This is a genomic window from Rhizobium lentis, assembly GCF_017352135.1.
GTDB classification, from domain to species: domain Bacteria; phylum Pseudomonadota; class Alphaproteobacteria; order Rhizobiales; family Rhizobiaceae; genus Rhizobium; species Rhizobium lentis.
In genome coordinates this window covers 3,056,812-3,074,760 of sequence record NZ_CP071454.1, presented here as the reverse complement: position 1 = coordinate 3,074,760, position 17,949 = coordinate 3,056,812, and the positions used below count along the sequence as shown (strand labels likewise).

General features: G+C 60.6%; 15 protein-coding genes and 1 pseudogene. 12 read left to right on the top strand and 4 right to left on the bottom strand.

All coding sequences use genetic code 11. The annotated features are described in order from the left end of the window. Positions 1-54: 54 nt before the first annotated feature. Both J0663_RS14795 and J0663_RS14790 read right to left on the bottom strand, forming a co-directional pair. Positions 55-1,578, bottom strand: coding sequence for a methionine--tRNA ligase (locus J0663_RS14795; protein WP_207241070.1), 1,524 nt, complete (start codon positions 1,576-1,578; stop codon positions 55-57). A 411-nt stretch (positions 1,579-1,989) separates the two neighbouring features. Beyond that, positions 1,990-2,877 (bottom strand): branched-chain amino acid aminotransferase, encoded by an 888-nt coding sequence (locus J0663_RS14790; RefSeq protein WP_207241069.1) that lies wholly within the window; start codon positions 2,875-2,877, stop codon positions 1,990-1,992. Between the two features lie 240 nt (positions 2,878-3,117). Between J0663_RS14790 and J0663_RS14785 the strand changes: the two are divergent. Continuing rightward, positions 3,118-4,158: pseudogene (locus J0663_RS14785) on the top strand (zinc-dependent alcohol dehydrogenase family protein); the annotation flags it as partial. Positions 4,159-4,235: 77 nt separating this feature from the next. On the opposite strand, the gene J0663_RS14780 reads toward J0663_RS14785, so the two are convergent. After that, positions 4,236-5,174 (bottom strand): AraC family transcriptional regulator, encoded by a 939-nt coding sequence (locus tag J0663_RS14780; protein ID WP_207241068.1) that lies wholly within the window; start codon positions 5,172-5,174, stop codon positions 4,236-4,238. A gap of 241 nt (positions 5,175-5,415) precedes the next feature. On the opposite strand from J0663_RS14780, the gene J0663_RS14775 reads away from it, so the two are divergent. The 9 genes from J0663_RS14775 (at position 5,416) to J0663_RS14735 (ending at position 13,358) form a co-directional block, all read left to right on the top strand. Continuing rightward, positions 5,416-6,846, top strand: a complete 1,431-nt coding sequence (locus J0663_RS14775; protein WP_207241067.1) for an extracellular solute-binding protein — start codon at positions 5,416-5,418, stop codon at positions 6,844-6,846. A gap of 135 nt (positions 6,847-6,981) precedes the next feature. Further along, positions 6,982-7,860, top strand: coding sequence for a carbohydrate ABC transporter permease (locus tag J0663_RS14770; protein WP_207241066.1), 879 nt, complete (start codon positions 6,982-6,984; stop codon positions 7,858-7,860). Continuing rightward, complete coding sequence (locus J0663_RS14765) at positions 7,857-8,690, top strand: carbohydrate ABC transporter permease (protein ID WP_097591495.1); 834 nt, start codon at positions 7,857-7,859, stop codon at positions 8,688-8,690. The genes J0663_RS14770 and J0663_RS14765 overlap by 4 nt, the downstream gene beginning before the upstream one ends. A 4-nt stretch (positions 8,691-8,694) precedes the next feature. Further along, positions 8,695-8,898, top strand: coding sequence for a DUF2160 family membrane protein (locus J0663_RS14760; protein ID WP_207241065.1), 204 nt, complete (start codon positions 8,695-8,697; stop codon positions 8,896-8,898). A gap of 4 nt (positions 8,899-8,902) precedes the next feature. Further along, positions 8,903-9,943 (top strand): NAD(P)-dependent alcohol dehydrogenase, encoded by a 1,041-nt coding sequence (locus J0663_RS14755; RefSeq protein WP_207241064.1) that lies wholly within the window; start codon positions 8,903-8,905, stop codon positions 9,941-9,943. A 1-nt stretch (position 9,944) separates the two neighbouring features. Beyond that, positions 9,945-10,715 (top strand): SDR family NAD(P)-dependent oxidoreductase, encoded by a 771-nt coding sequence (locus J0663_RS14750; protein ID WP_207241063.1) that lies wholly within the window; start codon positions 9,945-9,947, stop codon positions 10,713-10,715. Between the two features lie 66 nt (positions 10,716-10,781). Then, entirely contained in the window at positions 10,782-11,852 is a 1,071-nt protein-coding gene (locus J0663_RS14745; protein WP_207241062.1) for an ABC transporter ATP-binding protein, read from the top strand. Between the two features lie 25 nt (positions 11,853-11,877). After that, positions 11,878-12,606 (top strand): SDR family oxidoreductase, encoded by a 729-nt coding sequence (locus tag J0663_RS14740; protein ID WP_207241061.1) that lies wholly within the window; start codon positions 11,878-11,880, stop codon positions 12,604-12,606. Positions 12,607-12,629: 23 nt separating this feature from the next. After that, positions 12,630-13,358, top strand: a complete 729-nt coding sequence (locus J0663_RS14735; protein ID WP_207241060.1) for an SDR family oxidoreductase — start codon at positions 12,630-12,632, stop codon at positions 13,356-13,358. A 132-nt stretch (positions 13,359-13,490) separates the two neighbouring features. On the opposite strand, the gene J0663_RS14730 is transcribed toward J0663_RS14735, so the two are convergent. Further along, a complete protein-coding gene (locus tag J0663_RS14730) occupies positions 13,491-15,263 on the bottom strand; it encodes an adenylate/guanylate cyclase domain-containing protein (protein WP_207241059.1) in 1,773 nt (590 codons plus the stop codon). 514 nt (positions 15,264-15,777) lie between these two features. Between J0663_RS14730 and J0663_RS14725 the strand changes: the two genes are divergently transcribed. Together J0663_RS14725 and J0663_RS14720 are read left to right on the top strand one after the other, a co-directional pair. Further along, positions 15,778-16,239 carry a cupin domain-containing protein gene (locus J0663_RS14725; protein WP_207241058.1) on the top strand — a complete coding sequence of 154 codons (462 nt, stop codon included), beginning with the start codon at positions 15,778-15,780 and terminating at the stop codon, positions 16,237-16,239. 414 nt (positions 16,240-16,653) lie between these two features. Continuing rightward, positions 16,654-17,934, top strand: a complete 1,281-nt coding sequence (locus J0663_RS14720) for a hemolysin family protein (RefSeq protein WP_207241057.1) — start codon at positions 16,654-16,656, stop codon at positions 17,932-17,934. Positions 17,935-17,949 lie beyond the last annotated feature (15 nt).

The following is a 17,949-nucleotide window of genomic DNA, read 5'->3' as shown; positions in this document are numbered from 1 at the left end:
CGGACCCGTGGCTCGACCCCGACCGGTGCCGGCCGGGGGATCTGGCTCTTTGCTTCAGGTCAGCTTGGGGAAAACCGGCACGATCCTGACGTCGGATCGCTCCGCGCCACCAAGAATGCCGATTTGTCTCGCCAGGGTTTCAGCCGTCTTCGGGAGGAACGGCTGAAGCAGAAGTACGATCTCCCGAAGAAGGCCGCCAAGTGCGGCGAAACAGGCCAGCAGACGGGTTTCCAGTTGCGGCCGATCCGCCCCGGCGGCCGCGTTCAACGCCTTGACGAGCGTCCATGGTTCCAGTTCGACCACGCGCTTGTTGGCGTGGGACACAAGATCGAAGATCGCGGCCAGCGCTTCATGGAACGAAGCCGTCTCGATCGCCTTCTCCACCGAACGCCTTATTGCCAGGACTTTCTCCTCATCGATTGTTGCATCGAGCTCGACACGGACCGCGATGTCCTGCTTTGCCGCAATCGACAATATCCTGTTGAAGAGGTTGCCGAGCTGGGCGATCAGTTCGCCGGTATAGGCCGCTTCCAGGCGTTCCACGGTAAAATCGCCGTCTCCATGCGCGCGGATGTGCCTCAGCAGGAAATATCGGACGGCATCTGCGCCATAGCGTGCCGCGAGCGGCACCGGATCAATGGCGTTGCGCTTCGACTTGCCGATTTTGCGGCCGTCGACGGTGACATAACCGTGGACGTGGATTGTCGTTGGAAGCGGCAAACCCGCCGAGAGCAGGATGGCGGGCCAATAGACGGCGTGGAACCGGGTGACGCCTTTTCCGACGAGATGCTCGCGCCGGCGGGCGTCGAACCAGAACCTGCGAAGCGCTTCGGTTTCGTCATCTTCGCCATATCCGAGAGCGCTCAGATAATTACCGAGGGCATCATACCAGACATAGATGGTCTGATCCGGGTCGCCCGGCACCGGAATGCCCCAGCCTCTTGCCCGCTCGGCGCTGCGCGAGACGCTGAAGTCATTCAAGCCGGACTTGATCAGCGCCAGGATTTCGTTGCGCCTGGACGGCGGGCTGATCCGCAACGCGTCCGTCTCGATCGCCTCGCGAAGCCGCTGCTGATAGCGGGAGAGCCGGAAAAACCAGTTCGTCTCGGTCACTTCCTCCGGCCTGGTCAGATGCTCCGGGCAGCAGCCGCCGACAAGCTCGCTGTCGGTATAAAACTGTTCGCAGCCGGTGCAATAGAGGCCGGCATAGCTTCTCCTGTATAGGTCGCCCGATGCTTCACAAGCCTTCCAGAGCTTTTCGACGGCCGGACGATGGCGAGGGTCGCAGCTCGTGCGAATGAAGTCGTCGGCATCGATGTTCAATGCCGATTGAAGGTCGAGGAAGCGCTTGGCATTGTCGGCGACGAAGACGGATGGCTCGCATCCGGCCTTTTCGGCCGCCAGGACGTTCTTCAGGCTGTTTTCGTCCGAGCCGGTCTGCAGCCGCACAGTCCAGCCCTCGCCCTTGCGATATCGGGCAAGCGCATCGGCCTGGACGAGTTCAAGGGCAAAGCCGATATGCGGGCTGGCATTGACGTAAGGGATAGTGGTCGTGAGATAGAGGGTCTTATCGGTCATCGCAGGGTCCTTTCCTGAAAATTCAGGCGGGCCGCCGGAGACAAAAAACCCGCCAGGTCGGCGGGGGCTGTTTCCTCAAGCAAAAGCGTAAGTCATCCATCCCCCGTCAGCAGGGGCGCATCATGCTCTTGTGGATGTCGATCTCGTTGCTCATCGCCCAGCTAGAGCACGAGGCCGCGATCAGGTCAACTGCGGCGCGTAGGGTGAAGCAGGCGTCACATAGAATTGCTTCGGCCGAGCCGAACCTCTCCAGCCCTGCGCTTGCGCTCCGGGCGTTCGCAGTTGCAATCGATTCACCGGATCGATTGCTCTCGCTTCGCGAGACCTCTCCAGCCCTGCGCTTGTGCTCCGGGCGTTCGTCGTTGCAATCGATTCACTGGATCGATTGCTCTCGCTTCGCGAGAACTCTCCTCACTCCTCACTCTCGCTTTTGCCGTGGGCCCAGTTCATGTAGAGCTCCAGCGCCTTGCGGGTGACGGGGCCTTCCTGGAAATTGCGGTCGTCGAGCCGGGTGACGCCGACGACTTTGGAGTAGTTGCCCGTGGTAAATATCTCGTCGGCGGCAAGGAAATCCTCGACCGAGAGCGTGGCTTCGACGACATCGAAACCGGCTTTGCGCAGGAGGCCGATGACGCGGGCGCGGGTGATGCCGGCGAGGAAGGTTCGGTTGGCGGCCGGGGTCATCACCACGCCGTCGCGCACCAGGAAGACGTTCGAGGAGGCGGTTTCGACGACATTGCCATTGAGGTCGCGCACCAGCGCATTGTCGAAGCCGCGGCTGCGGGCCTCGGCGATCATGCGGCCGCTGTTCGGATAGAGCGAGCCGGTCTTGGCCTCGGTCATCGCCGTTTCCGGCGAGGGACGGCGATAGGGGGAAACGGTGAGGCTGGTGCCGCCATGGGCGCCCATCGGCGCCTCGAACAGGCAGAGCGCGAAGCGGGTCGATTCGGCATCGACGGAGACGACGCTGCCGGGCGAACCATGTTCGCCCCAATACATCGGCTTGATATAGATCGCCGTGGCGCCGTCGAATTTCGCAATCCCCTCCCAGGCCAGTGCGGCGATTTCCTCGGCCGATTTCACCGGCTTCAGGCCCATGGCGAGGGCGGAACGGTTGACGCGCTGGCAATGAAGGTCGAGATCAGGCGCGATGCCGTCGAACCAGCGGGCGCCATCGAAGACCGAGGAGCCGAGCCACATGGCGTGCGAGGTCGGCCCGATCAGCGGCGGATTGCCGGGGAGCCATTCCCCGTCGACATGAGTCCAGGTGGTTGAACGCGGTGATGTATCGACGGCCATGCTGCCCTCCCTGTCAAGCCGGCAAAGCAAAAGCCTCCGCGGCAAGCGCGGTCAAGGACAAATCCCGCGCGAAAACACGGAAGCAAGAAAATGCCGGCGAATGGGGCCAGCCCGCAATATTCGTGCGCAGCCAGCGGGCCCTGGCGATGGGTGCATCAGCAAAAATGATGGAATGAATGTTGGATCGGCCGGCAGCCGCATGCGATGATGGGACCCTGCGGGATAGCAAGGAAGACGTCGATGAAAGCCATGTTCTACGAAGCCTTCGAACAGGCGCCGGAAATCCGCACCCTGCCCGATCCGACGCCCACCGAGGACGGCGTCGTCATTGCGGTCGGCGCGAGCGGTCTCTGCCGCAGCGACTGGCACGGCTGGATGGGCCACGATCCCGATATCCGCCTGCCGCATGTGCCGGGACACGAGCTTGCCGGGCGTGTCGTCGCCACCGGCCGCGGCGTCATGCGCTTCAAGGTCGGCGACCGGGTGACCGTGCCATTCGTTTCCGGCTGCGGCCATTGCGCCGTGTGCCATTCCGGCAACCAGCAAGTCTGCCCGAACCAGTTCCAGCCGGGCTTCACCCATTGGGGGTCCTTCGCCGAATATGTGGCGATCGATTATGCCGACACCAATCTGGTGCACCTTCCCGATACGATCGAGGATGCGACCGCGGCCAGCCTCGGCTGCCGCTTCGCCACATCGTTCCGCGCCGTCGCCGACCATGCACGCACCGGGCCCGGCGAATGGATCGCCGTGCATGGCTGCGGCGGCGTCGGCCTGTCGGCCATTATGATCGCCACCGCGCTCGGCGCCAATGCGATCGGCATCGACATATCGGAAGAGAAACTCGCCTTTGCGCGCGAATGCGGCGCGGTGGCGACGGTCAATGCGTCCGATGTCGCCGACGTGGCGGAGGCGGTGCGCGAGATCACCAAGGGCGGCGCGCATGTCTCGATCGACGCTCTCGGCCATCCCCTCACCTGCTTCAACTCGATCAAGAATTTGCGCCGGCGCGGCCGGCACGTGCAGGTGGGGCTGATGCTCGGTGAATATGCCACGCCGCAAATCCCGATGGCGCAGGTGATCAGTCAGGAACTCGAAATCTATGGCAGTCACGGCATGCAGGCCTGGCGTTACGACGCGATGCTGTCGATGCTTTCGGCCGGCAAGATCGCGCCGCAGAAACTGATCGGACGACGCGTCAGCCTCGAGGAGGCCGTGCCGGCGCTGATAGCCCTCGACAAGGCGGAGACGACGGGGATCAGCGTGATTACGCGGTTTTCATCGGGATCGTCCGAGTCTGGGCACAATGAAGTCGCAAGGAGAGAATACATCCTCCCTCCTCTTTGAGTATCATCGCCTCATCGCTGAACTGACTGCACAGGCATATGATCTGTCACTGCCTGAGGTAACGGAACGGTTCTGCGGTTGGTGGACAGTTTCCGGTATTTTGACGGTGTTAAGTTGTGGTGACGGAGAAACACCCGGTTGAAATTTGACAGATTGCGATAGCCCACCTCGAAGCAGATGTCCGTTATCGGCATAGAGGTATCGGTCAATAGCTGACCCGCCTTCCAGATACGAAGCTTGTTGACGTGGTCGGTGAAGCTGTGGCCGCTGTTTTTCTTGAAGAATCGCGAAAAAGCGCTGTCGCTCATGCCGACCATGCGAGCCATATCAGGCAACCGGATATCCTCCGACAAATTGGCGAAGAGATACGCGAAGACCTGTTGCAGGGCTTCCAGCGAACCATAGCTCAGGTCCGGCACATAAGCCTCTGAAGACAGCGCATCGAACTCGTCGGTGTCCCGCAGCAGCGAGAGCAATGACAGGAAGGTCGAAAGCCGCACCGAGCCTGACTGGAACTCCATGTCGAGTATCAGCGCCTCCGCCTGTTCCCGCGCCCGGCCCTTGAAGGAGAGCCCCCGCTTTGCGCGGGCGAAAAAGTCACGCAACCCCGCCAGTTCCGGCAGGAAGGCCGAAGCCTGCTCCAGCTTGGCCGGCAGAAACTGGATGACGATGTCACGTCCTGGAATGCGCTCATCCGGCCCGAGCGGCGTCACCCAGTCGTGCGGCAGGTTGCTGCCGATGACGGAGATATGGCCCGGGGTGAACGCGCCGACATGATCGCCTGCAAGTAGGACGCCGCTGGCGTTGGGAATATAGTGGATCTCCACCTCGGGGTGGAAATTCCAGACGTTGCGTTCCCACGGATAGTCGTCGCGGCGCCAGAGGAACGACTCGTCCGCGCCGGTCAAGACATATTCAAATCTCGCGACCGTCGGCGAAATAGCTGACATTGCGGACATCCTCCCGTGCCTCCCACATGCTCGTTGCGCTGACAATCAATATTAGATTGTGCAACGCACACAAGAATTCATGAATAAATTCGGTAATTCGCGCATGAGAGTATCAGTATCGCGCAACGGCCGCGCTTGTGTCCACCCGTTCTTTCTACAACTATTGAGCTCCGTTGAGTGTCTTGGAGGAGAGTTTAGACGCACAACCGGACCGATTTTGCGATCCAAATGGAGGAGAACAATGAACAGTTTCGTCAAAGCCGTGGGCGTCGGCTTCATTTCGCTTGGCCTTTGGAGCTCGACCGCTCTTGCTCAGGATTCCTGGTGGAAGACTGCCGCCCAGCCCTATCAGGGCGCGACCATCCGGGGCATCTCGGAATCGACCCCAGCGTCGAAATATGTCGAGCAGGTGCTCGGCCCGAAGTTCACCGAAGAGACCGGCATCAAGGTCGAATTCGAGGCCACATCCTGGGACCAGATGTACGACAAGGCGATCAAGGACATGGAGGCCAATACCGGCATCTATGACTTCGTCTATATCGAGCAGGACATCGTCTACACGTATCTGGCCCGCAACTTCCTGGTCGATATCACCAAGTCGCTCGCCGATAATGCGAAGATCGCTTCGCCGGACTTCAAGCCGGAGAATTTCACCACTTTCCTGAACTATTTCAAGGATCCGAAGTCGGGCAATGTCATGGGCGTCCCCATGGAAGCCTTTATCAAGCCTTACCTCTACCGCAAGGATCTTTTCGATGATCCGGCAATCCAGAAAGCCTACAAGGATTCCACCGGTGCGGATCTGAAGCCCGCGACGACGCATGACGAGTATACCCAGATCGCCAAGTTCTTCACCGAATACGGCGCAGACAAGGAACTCTGGGGAACCACCGTACAGGCCTCGTCGAGCCACCCCGCCGCCTTCTACGAATTCTTCGAGTCGGTCGCGCCGACCTTTGGCGTGTACAACTGGGGCATCGATGGCACGACCTTCGCGGCCACCGAAGCCAACGGCGGCCAGATGAACTCCGCCGCCGCGAAGAAGGCGCTCAACTACTGGATCGGCCTGCTGAAATACGCGCCGCCGGAATCGACGTCGTCCACTTGGGACGAGGTTGCGGGGACATTTGCCGCCGGCCGCGCAGCCCAAGGCCTCGTCTACGGTGAAAACGCTGCCTGGATCGCTACCGACGAAAGCAAATCGACGGTCGTCGGCAAGGTGGGAGTGGCATTGCCTCCGGTCGAGGCGGGTGTCATGGAAGCAGCCGAATCCGGCAAGGGATATATCGGCTATTACGATGGTGGCGCGTTCGGCATCCCGCATTCGTCCAAGAACAAGGACGCGTCGCTGCTATTCCTGCAGTATATCGGTCAGGCTTCAGTGCAGACCGACTGGGCGTTGGCCGGCTCCCGCATCGTCATGAACTCGACCTACGACGATCCCAAGATCGTCGATCAGGACAAGAAGATGAACGGCTACTACACGCTGATGCGTGAGGACGGAAAGCTGTTCGCCGGAGCTCCGCCGTTCCCGTTCCACGCGCAGGTTCTGCAGGTAGTCGCGCCGTTCATCTACAAAGCGATCGTGGGTGAGATCAAGCCGGACGATGCGCTGGACCAGGCCGCCACCGCAGCCGAAGCTGAACTCGTCAAGCTCGGCTACCGCAAGTAAAGACCGCACCTCCCAAGCGGTTGGCGGTCGCCTTCAGCAAGGTGGCCGCCCCTTTCCTGACTGCGGTTTGCGGGCCCGCCCGCGACGCTGGTAGTCAGGCGAATAAGTGTCAAGGACGATCTGACGGAGCGCAGGATGAGACAATCCAACATCGGATGGCTGTTTCTAACACCAGCCACGCTAATCCTCTTCGTTGTCGGGTTCGTTCCCTTCATCTACATTCTCTATGTCGGCTTCTTCGACTGGAACACCAACGCAGTCGACCCCACCCTGCGCTGGGCAGGCCTCCAGAATTATCGCAGCCTCGTTTTTGACACGACATTCCTGAACTCGCTTGCGCGCACGCTGGTCTTCGCATTCTTCGTCGTTGTGAGCGAACTGTTGCTAGGCTACGTCCTGGCCCGCGCGCTGATGGCAGACCGCCTGTGGGGCCGGCAGTTCTTTCGCACGATCCACACACTGCCGATCGTTGTCGCGCCCATTGCAGTCGGCGCTACCTGGCGGCTGCTTTGCGTTCCGGGCTTCGGCATCGTGCCCTATTACCTGAAACTGTGGTTCGGCATCGACTACAACATCTCGACCAATGCCTATCACGCCTTCGCCACGGCGATCATCATGGACCTGTGGCATTGGACGCCGTTCGTCACGCTGTCGCTCATGGCGGGACTGACCGCCTTGCCGAAAGAACCGCTCGAACAGGCGCAGATCGACGGCGGCAACAAGCTGCAGATTTTCTGGTACGTGATCGTTCCGATGTTGAAGCCGGTGTTGCTGACAACCGTCTTCATCCGGCTGATGGACGCATTGCGCTCGGTCGACGAAATCTGGATGCTGACCAAGGGTGGTCCGGCTGAGGCGACCCGGTTCATCGGCCTTCATATCTGGATCAACGTCTTTCCGAAGACCGATTACGGCTACGGTGCGGCCATGTCGCTGCTGACGCTTTACGTCACGATCGTTCTGAGCTGGCTGCTGTTCGTCGCCATGACCGGCCGCAAGGGAGGCGCACAATGAGACGCTCCGGTATAGCCTCCTTCGTCCTTTGGATATGTCTGACGATTCTGACACTGCTTCCGGTCTGGTGGATGCTGGTAGTTTCCATGCGCCCCCGCGTGAAGCTTTATTCGAAGTCGTTCCTCATCGACGATCTTTACTGGAACAATTTCCTGGCGGTGCTGAACAGCTCGACCTTCCTGCAGTATCTCTGGAATTCGCTGATCGTGGCGACATCGAACGCAGCGCTGGTGTGCGCGCTCGGCCTGCTCGCGGCGTTCGGGCTGTCGCGTTACAAAATCGGCGGCGGTGACAACGTGTTTTTCTGGCTGATCACCAACCGCATGGCGCCGCCAGCCGTGTTTCTGCTGCCGCTCTTCCTGCTGTTCACCAAGTGGTTCGTGTTCGGCGATTTCATGCTGTTCGACACGAAGATTGGCCTGATCCTGCTCTATTGCGTCTTCAATCTGCCCTTCGCCGTCTGGCTCTTGAAGGGCATGCTCGACGGGATTCCGCTGGAGCTTGACGAAGCGGCGCGGGTCGATGGTGCGACGACCGGCCAGGTGCTGTCCAACGTGATCCTGCCGCTGGCGCGGCCGGGGCTGGCCGTCACCTTCATCCTGACCTGGATTTTCGCCTGGAACGAGTACCTGTTCGCAGCGACGCTAACGTCATCGGCTGACGCCAGGACGGTGACGACAGCGCTCGCCGAATATGTCTCGGTCACCGGAACGAACTGGGGCGAGATGGCGGCGATGGCGTTCCTGACCACGCTCCCGGCCCTCATCGTGCTCGGCTTCGTCCAGAAACACATCGTGACCGGCCTCACGTTCGGCGCGTTGAAAGGGTAAGAAGATGGCTGGCGTTCAACCCCAGAAAACCCAACGCGACGGGTTCCTGCCTATCCGAACCAACGGCTTCGACAGGGGCTTCATCTCCGTCGTGATCCTGATCCTGGTGCATCTTCTATGGATGCGCTTCCTTGAGGGCGTGTTGCCCCTATGGGTGGCGACGGTGCTCTGCCTGGCGCTGGCCGTGTTCATTATCCGAAAGGGCTGAAGACATGAGATCACTCGTCCTCGAACGCAAAGACGAACTGCGCATTCGCGACCTGGACCCGAAGGAGGCGCTCGGTCCCACCGACGTGCGCATCGCCATCAAAACCGTTGGCGTCTGCGGATCCGACGTTCACTATTACACTCACGGCGCGATCGGCCCTTTCGTTGTGCGCGAGCCGATGATCCTCGGCCACGAAGCCGCCGGCATCATCGAAGAGGTCGGCAGCAGGGTGCAGAACTTGAAAGTCGGCGACCGCGTTTGCATGGAGCCCGGCATTCCCGATCCTCAAAGTCGCGCGTCGCGACTGGGTCTCTACAATCTCGATCCCGCGGTGCGCTTCTGGGCGACGCCGCCGGTGCATGGCGTACTGAGACCGAGCGTGGTCCACCCGGCGGCCTTCACCTTTAAGCTTCCGAACAACGTCTCCTACGCCGCTGGCGCTATGGTCGAGCCGTTGGCTGTAGGCTTTCAAGCAGTCTCCAAGGCGAGGCTGACGCCCGGTGCGATCGCGCTGGTCACGGGTGCCGGGCCGATCGGCATGGTGACAGCGATCGCGGCGCTGTCGGCTGGCTGCGCCAGAGTTATCGTTACCGACGTTGTCGACGAAAAGCTTGCCGTGGCGCGCAAGCTCGGCCCTGCCATCATGACCGTCAACGTACGCTCGCAGGACCTGAAGAGTGTCATAGCCCGCGAAACCGACGGCTGGGGCGTCGATGTCGTCTTCGAATGTTCCGGCGCGGCCGAAGTGATCGCAGACACGGCGCACCATGCTTGCCCCGGCGGCGCCATCGTCCTCGTCGGCATGCCCCTGAAGCCGGTCCCGCTCGATGTCGTCATCGCCCAGACCAAGGAACTGCGCATCGAACACGTGTTCCGCTACGCCCATGTCTACCCGCGCATCGTCGCGCTATTGGGATCGAACCAGATCAATGTCGATGCGCTGATCACCGATACCTACGCTTTCGAGGATTCTGTCGAAGCGTTCGATTACGCCGTGCGACCGAAGCCGTCCTCCGTCAAGATCCAGATCGAGCTTGGGAAGTAGCATGTACCTGCGGAAGCTGGATCTCAGTGGAAGAGTGGCGGTCGTCACCGGCGCGGCGCGCAACATCGGCTATGCCTGCGCTGATGCCTTATCGGAAGCGGGCGCGCATGTCGTGCTGACGGATCTTGATGAAGAGCTCGGTCGGTCGGCCGTCTCGAAGCTCGCCGCGATGGGGCGAGAGGCCGAATTCATTCGTCTGGACGTGACCGATTCCAGCGAAACCGACCGTGTCGCGGCGGCGATCGCGACCAGGCTTGGCCGCGTGGACATTCTGGTCGCCAATGCCGGCATTGCGTCGCACAGCCCGGCGGAGGAGATGTCAGATGCGGACTGGCTCCGAGTCCTGAACGTGAACCTCAACGGCATGTTCTGGAGCAATCGCGCTTTCGGAAACCTGATGCTGAAGGCGGGCAAGGGCTCGATCGTCAATATCGGTTCGATGTCCGGCATCATCGCGAACCGGCCGCAGCCGCAAGCTGGCTACAACACCTCGAAGGGTGCCGTCCACATGCTGACAAAGTCGCTTGCAGCCGAATGGGCCGAGCGGGGCGTCCGCGTCAACGCCGTCGCGCCAACCTATATCGCGACGGACATGACGAAGACCGCCGTCGAGGGGACCGGGTGGGACAAGGACTGGATGGACATGACGCCGATGAAGCGCATGGGCGAAGTCGAGGAAATTGCATCTGTCGTCCTGTTCTTGGCCTCCGATGCCGCCAGCCTGATGACCGGCAGCATCGTCGTTGCCGATGCAGGATACACCTCATGGTGAAGCTGCCCGTGAACCCGTCCCGAATGATCGGCGGCCATGCCGCCACAACTGACTAAGGATTGACAGATGGCGACGATCGAGCTCGACCAGGTCGACAAGCATTACGGCTCCTATCACGCACTGCGCAACATCTCATTCGATATAGCCGACGGTGAGTTCGTCGTACTGGTCGGTCCCTCCGGTTGCGGCAAATCCACGCTGCTGCGGTCGCTTGCCGGCCTTGAGGAGATCACCGGCGGCACCATCAAGCTTGGTGGAAACCGCGTCGATAACATCGCCGCCAAGGATCGTGACGTGGCGATGGTGTTCCAGAACTACGCGCTCTATCCGCACATGACCGTTCGGGAGAACATGGCTTTCGCATTGAAATTGCGCGGCGAAAATCTTGCGGATCGCAACGCCAAGGTCGACAAGGCTGCCGAGATGTTGCGGCTTACGCCCTATCTCGACCGATATCCGAAGGCGCTCTCCGGAGGCCAGCGGCAGCGTGTTGCCATGGGGCGCGCGATGGTTCGCCGCCCAAAGGCGTTCTTCTTCGACGAGCCGCTGTCAAACCTGGACGCCGCGTTGCGCGTAGATATGCGTTCGGAGATCAAAACTCTTCACCAGCGCCTCGGCGCGACTTCCGTGTATGTCACGCACGACCAGATTGAAGCCATGACAATGGCGGACCGCATCGTAGTGCTTCGCGACGGCAAGGTGGAACAGATCGGTGCGCCGCTAGAGCTTTACGACAGGCCGGCAAATATCTTCGTCGCCGGCTTCATCGGCTCGCCGGCGATGAACATGCTGCCAGCCACAATCGATCTCTCTTCCAACTCAGCGCGGCTCTCTGACGGGTCGGCCCTTCCCCTTCCACAAGGCACGCGGGCGAGTAACGGCCAAGAGGTGATATACGGCGTACGTCCAGACCAGTGGATACTGTCGAATGGCGATGCGGGCGTACCGGCAACTGTCGAGTTGATCGAGCCGACGGGGGCCGAAATTCTCCTGGCAGTCCAATTGGCGGGCAAGCGCGTCTTGTGCGCCTTTCGCGAGCGCCACGCGCTGAAGCCGGGCGAGAGGATACGGCTCGACGTCGATCCTGCCGCGGCTCATGTGTTCGACAAGCAAACTGAGCAAAGACTCCCGTTCTGAGCAACAGGCATCGGAAGGATCAACCATGTCGGACTTTACAGGAAAAACGGTCGTCATCACCGGTGCTGGCAAGGGTATCGGTCGCGCCTGCGTTGAACTGCTCGCCCACCGCGGCGCTCGAATTGTAGCCTTGTCGCGCACCCAGGCCGATCTGGATGATCTTGCGGCAGAGTTCGGCGCGACGGTAATATCAGTCGATCTCGCCGACAATGCAGCAGCACGCGCCGCCATGAAGAAGGCGGGACTGGCGGACGCGCTGATCAATTGCGCGGGAACCAATGTGCTTGAAAGCGTCATCGATATGACGGAGGAGGGCTATGAGCAGGTCCTCGGCATCAACCTGCGGGCCGCGCTGATCTGTGCGCAGGAGTTCGCGCGGGCTCGCATTTCAAACGGCGGCGGCGGTACGATTGTGAATGTGACCTCGATCGCCGGACATCGTGGCTTCGTGGATCACGTGGCCTACGCCGCTTCGAAGGCGGGACTGGAAGGCGCGACACGTGTCATGGCCAAGGAACTCGGCGCCTATGGAATCCGGGTCAATGCAGTGGCGCCTACGGTTACCATGACGGAGCTTGCCGCCAAGGCGTGGTCCGAGCCGTCCAAACGTAATCCGATGATTGTTCGCCACCCGATGGCGCGCTTTGCAGAGGTCGACGATGTCGCACGCTCGATCGCACTGCTTATTTCAGAGGACGCGCCCATGATCACTGGCGCTGTCCTTCCAGTCGACGGCGGCTTCCTTGCTGTCTGAAAATCAAAAAGCGAGACAAGACGATGACTAAACTACTCGAAGGAAAGATCGCTGCGGTAACCGGCGCAGCTTCCGGTATCGGCCTGGCGACGACCCGTGCTCTGGTCGATGCCGGCGCCAAGGTCGTGATGGTCGACTACAACAGACAGGCGCTGGAAACCTACGCTGCCGAGTTTGGCGACGCCGTGGTCATGCAGATCACCGATCTTCTGGACGCCGCAAGTTGTGCGGCCATGGTGCCGGAAATCCTGGCAAAGGTCGATCACCTCGACATCATGCACTGCAATGCAGGATCCTACATTGGCGGGGATCTTGTCGATACCGATACCGCGACAATCGATCGGATGCTCAATCTCAACGTGAACGCTGTCATTAAGAACGTCCGCGACATCGCTCCGCATATGATCGAGCGCGGGACCGGGGACATTTTGGTCACATGCTCCGTAGCCGGCCATGCGCCGATCCAGTGGGAGCCGGTCTATTCCAGCTCCAAATGGGCGATCACCAGTTTCGTCCAGATCATGCGCCGGCAGTTAAAAAACCACGGCATCAGGGTCAGCCAGGTCTCGCCCGGCCCGGTCGTTTCCGCTCTGCTTGCCGATTGGCCCGCGGAAAACCTTGAGAAGGCAAAAGCCAATGGGAGTCTGATCGAGCCCACAGAGGTCTCCGATGCCATCATCTTCATGCTGACCCGCCCGCGAAACGTCACGATCCGTGACATGATCGTCTTGCCGACAAATTTCGACGTGTAGGTAAGGAATACCAAGGCTTTGCGGAAGCCCATTGCGGGCTTCACGTCAAAGGTCCGCGATAACACAAGTAAACGCACCGGATTGCATTTGTGTCGACCAGGAATTCTCGTCGTCGCGGGCGACGGAATGCAATCACTTCGTGAGGCCAGCTTTGCGCAGGCCATCCACAATGTGCTCGAAATCCGCAGGGTTCTTGTAGGGCAGCACTTTGCGCCTGTGCTCCAGGGAATAATCGGGATTGATCCGGAACACTTCCTCCCACTCCCCGCGCGCCTCCGCGAAGCGGCCCAAGTGACCATAGCTCGCGGCCAGCAACACGCGTGAGATGTCGGTGACTGGGTTGCGGACAAGCCGGCGCTTCAGGATGACAACGGCCTCCTCGTACCTGCCCAGCTGGAACATCGCCTGCGCGTGAAAGTGCAGAAAAATGTCCGGATAATATGGATTCAGAGCCATTGCCCGCTCGAAACAGAGGAGGGCCTCGTTGGGTCTGCCCGCATAGTGGAGCGCGTTGCCGAGGCACTCGTGGCCCTCGACAAGGTTGGGAGCAAGCGCGATCGCGCGTTCAGCCTCCCGGATGGCCTCGTCAAGCCGTCGCAGGTACAAACTGATGACGCCCAGCGCCCAATGTGCGTACGGATATCGATCGTCGAGCGCCACCGCCTGCGTCGCAGACCCGGTCGCCTGTTCCAGCGATTTCGACGGCGATTCGCTCCACTCGTTGACGTAGGCAAGCCCGTGCGCGACGGCGAGGAACGCGTGGGCCGGGGCGAATTTCGGGTCCAGATCAATGGCGCGTTGCAACAAATGGCGGCTCTGAATGTTCTGCTCTCTCGTCAGCCGCCACATCTGTTCACGGCCCCGAAGGAAGCAGTCATAGGCTTCCAGATTTTGGGTCTGCTCGGTCGCGAGCCGCTGCTGGTCCCCAGTCCCGAGCTTGAGCTCCAGAGCACCGACGATCTGCTGGGTAACGTCATCCTGCACCGCGAAGATATCGCTCAGGTCGCGATCAAAACGCTCAGCCCACTGATGGCCGCCAGTGGTCGCATCGATGAGCTGCGCGGTGATCCTCACCCTGTTGCCTGATTTGCGGACGCTCCCTTCCAGCACGTAGCGCACGTTGAGGCTTTGGCCCACCTCCTGCACGTTCACATTCCGGCCTTTGAACGTAAACGATGAGTTGCGAGCGATGACAAACAACTGCGACAGCTTCGACAGAGCAGTGATGATATCTTCGGAGATGCCGTCGGCGAAATACTCCTGCTCGGCATCGCCGCTCATGTTGACGAAAGGCAGCACGGCAATCGAGAGCTCCGGCGGCAATGCGGCCGGCGCACGAGCAACCGCGCCGGCGGTCACTGCTGGCTTTGCCTGTGCGGCGGCGCCGACCTGGAGCGAATAGATCCGGATTGGCTCGGCTATGTTCTTTAAATGCGTGTTGCCGAGATCGCTGACGGAGAGATCGAGCCTCGCCTTGACCTGGCGATAGGCGTCTTCGGACAGGCAAATGGCTCCAGGGGCCGCGATACCCTCGAGGCGCGAGGCGATGTTGACGCCATCGCCCATAAGGTCGCCATCGCTTTCCTCTACCACGTCCCCCAGATGGATGCCGATCCGGAACTCGATGCGCCGATCCTGCTGAACGCCGGCATTTCGCTCGACCATGCCGTTCTGAACCTCGATGGCGCAGCGCACCGCATCGACAACGCTGCGGAATTCGACCAGCGCTCCGTCGCCGGTGCGCTTTATGACACGGCCATTGTGCACGGCGATGGTTGGATCGATCAGGTCGCTGCGCAGTGCCCGCAACCTTGCCAGGGTGCGATCTTCGTCCTCGCTGGCGAGCCGGCTGTATCCGACTACGTCGGCGGCCAGAATTGCGGCCAGCTTGCGATTCTCACTCATAGAGCCGTCCCTCATCTCCAGGATAGCAGGAAGACGGAGACTGGGGAACTTCTTCCCGGAGCGATCTCCACTGACTCAATATCTCTGGTGCATCTGCGACCTACAGCGTGTTCGCCGACGATGTCTGCTTTCGGGCGACGGCAAAGCTTGCCCCAACGGCTCACATGAAGGCGCAAAGCTGCCAACGCCCGCATCGTTATCGGTTGGTGGCAGTTGCTCCGCAAATATCCGGTGTGCCGTGTGTCCCCTCCTCCGCCCCTCCCGGAGACAAGACTCAGAAGGCGTCAGGCCCCGTGTCATTTTCACGCAGGCCGCCCTGGATCAGGGACCTTGCGAAAACGGCCCGCCGCACCGATATCCGCGGCGACGCTTCATCAGGCACATCCCGTGCCGAAGCCATCCGGCGGTCTTGCCCCGGCAACGGGGCGGTTGCCAAAGGCGGCGCAAAGGTCTAACGGCTGCGCCGGCAAGAAGGCGCCTGCAAGAAAAGCGTCGCTAAGAAGAAGAAAGAGACATGATGTCCAACTCGTTTGTGAAAATGCCTGCCGAAAACACGAAGCGATATTTCGTGCTCGGCGACCGGATCGAGCGGCGGCTTCGGCTCCGCGGAACCTGGTTCAACATCTTCGACGTCACCGTGCCATCTGGCAGCCGGACGCCGAGACATGCGCATGCAAGCCCGGAAGTGTTCCGCATCATCGAGGGACGCCTGACGATCTGGCGGCTGACCGACAGCGGCCCCGAAGAGATCGAGGCAGGTGCTGGCGACATCGTCACGATCCCGCCCTTCGTGGTGCACGGCTATGCCAACCGCGGGACCGTCCCCGCAGTCTTTTCGGCCGTCGTCGATCGCGAGATGGCCGAGTTCATTGAAGCGGAAGGCACGAGCGAGCCGCTGAAAGCCCCCTCGCCCGAGACCATCGCCCGGATGACGGCCGCTGCCAATGCTTATGGGATAACCATTCTCGCGGCCTGACATTTTGAAAGCGTGATGCCGGAAGGTTCTTGCGTCTTCGGCATCACGCATGAATGCGAATTCCCCTGAAATTCTCCGCCGGAAGGCATGTTTGCCGCCGCTTTTCGAAACTGTCACATCAAGTCGCTACAAGGAATTCGCCCAGCGCCTCTTGCGCCAGGCCTATTTCACCGCCAAAATTGCGCCATGCCTGATAGCGACCCATCCAGTACAAGCTCCCCCCGGTCAAACCGGAAAGCCGCCGCAGAAGATGCTGGCGCCTGTCGTATACGGCGTGAGGATGTCTGCCTCGCCTCGCACCCAGCCGGGCTCACAGAAAGCTTTGCCGATGGGTGATGCGCATATATAGCGTCTCTGCGAAAGCCCCGCCGCCTCATCTTATGTGGCATCAAAACCTCAACGAATAGGGTCCCTGTGTTTCTGGAAATTGGAATTGTGGCGCTTCTCACCATCTTGAATGGTGTGCTCGCCATGTCTGAGCTCGCCGTCGTGTCTTCTCGAACGGCCCGCCTGAAGGTTCTCTCCGACAATGGGAGCAAGGGTGCAGCTCAAGCCATCAAACTTGCAGAACACCCCGGTCGCTTTCTCTCCACGGTTCAGATCGGCATCACGCTGGTCGGTGTTCTCTCCGGCGCCTTCTCAGGAGCCACGCTCGGCGGCCGCCTGAGCGGATGGCTGGAGGCGCAGGGCATGTCATCGACGGCCGCTGACGCCATTGGCGTCGGTTCCGTCGTCGTGGCGATCACCTATCTTTCCCTGATTGTCGGCGAACTTGTTCCAAAGCAGATCGCATTGCGGGAACCGGAAGCGGTTGCGGCGAGGGTCGCGCCCGCCATGGCGCTGCTTTCAAAAGTTGCGCTGCCTCTCGTGTGGCTTCTCAACGCCTCGGGAAATCTTGTGCTCAAGCTCCTCGGCCAAACAGGAAAAGTCGGCGACAACGTCTCTGACGAAGAGATCAAGACCGTTCTGGCCGAGGCGCAGTCGGCGGGTGTTATCGAAAGCGAGGAGTCCGCGATGATCTCAGGCGTCATGCGGCTGGCGGACCGCACCGCCCGGGCGCTGATGACACCGCGGCGGGACGTCGAAATTATCGATATCGACGACAGCCTCGATGAAATCCGGGCGCAGTTGCACCGAACGAAACGGTCTCGATTGCCGGTTCGCAAAGGCAGTTCCGACGAGGTGATCGGCATCCTTCCGGTTAAGGATTTTTACGACTCGATGTCCGAACGCGGCAGCGTCGACATCCAGGCTCTGACGCAGGACGTTCCGGTCGTTTCGGACCTCGCAACCGCCACCAGCGTGATCGAAGCCATCAGGAAGTCGCCTGTTCACATGGTGCTGGTGTTTGACGAATACGGCCATTTCGAGGGGATAGTTTCGTCAGGCGACATTCTGGAAGCGATCATGGGCGCGCTCCAGGAGGGACCGATCGATGAGCAGGCCATCGCGCGTCGAGACGACGGTTCCTATCTCGTATCCGGCTGGACGCCGATCGACGAATTCGCCGAGTTCCTGAACCTCAAGCTCGAAGACGATCTCGAATATCAGACTGTGGCCGGCCTGGTGCTGGAGGAGCTGAAACACCTGCCGGAATTGGGGGAGAGCTTCACGAGAGATGGATGGCGCTTCGAGGTCATCGATCTCGACGGCAGGCGCGTGGACAAAATCCTTGTGACTGAAGATCGTACCTGAGCTCGACGGCCGCAA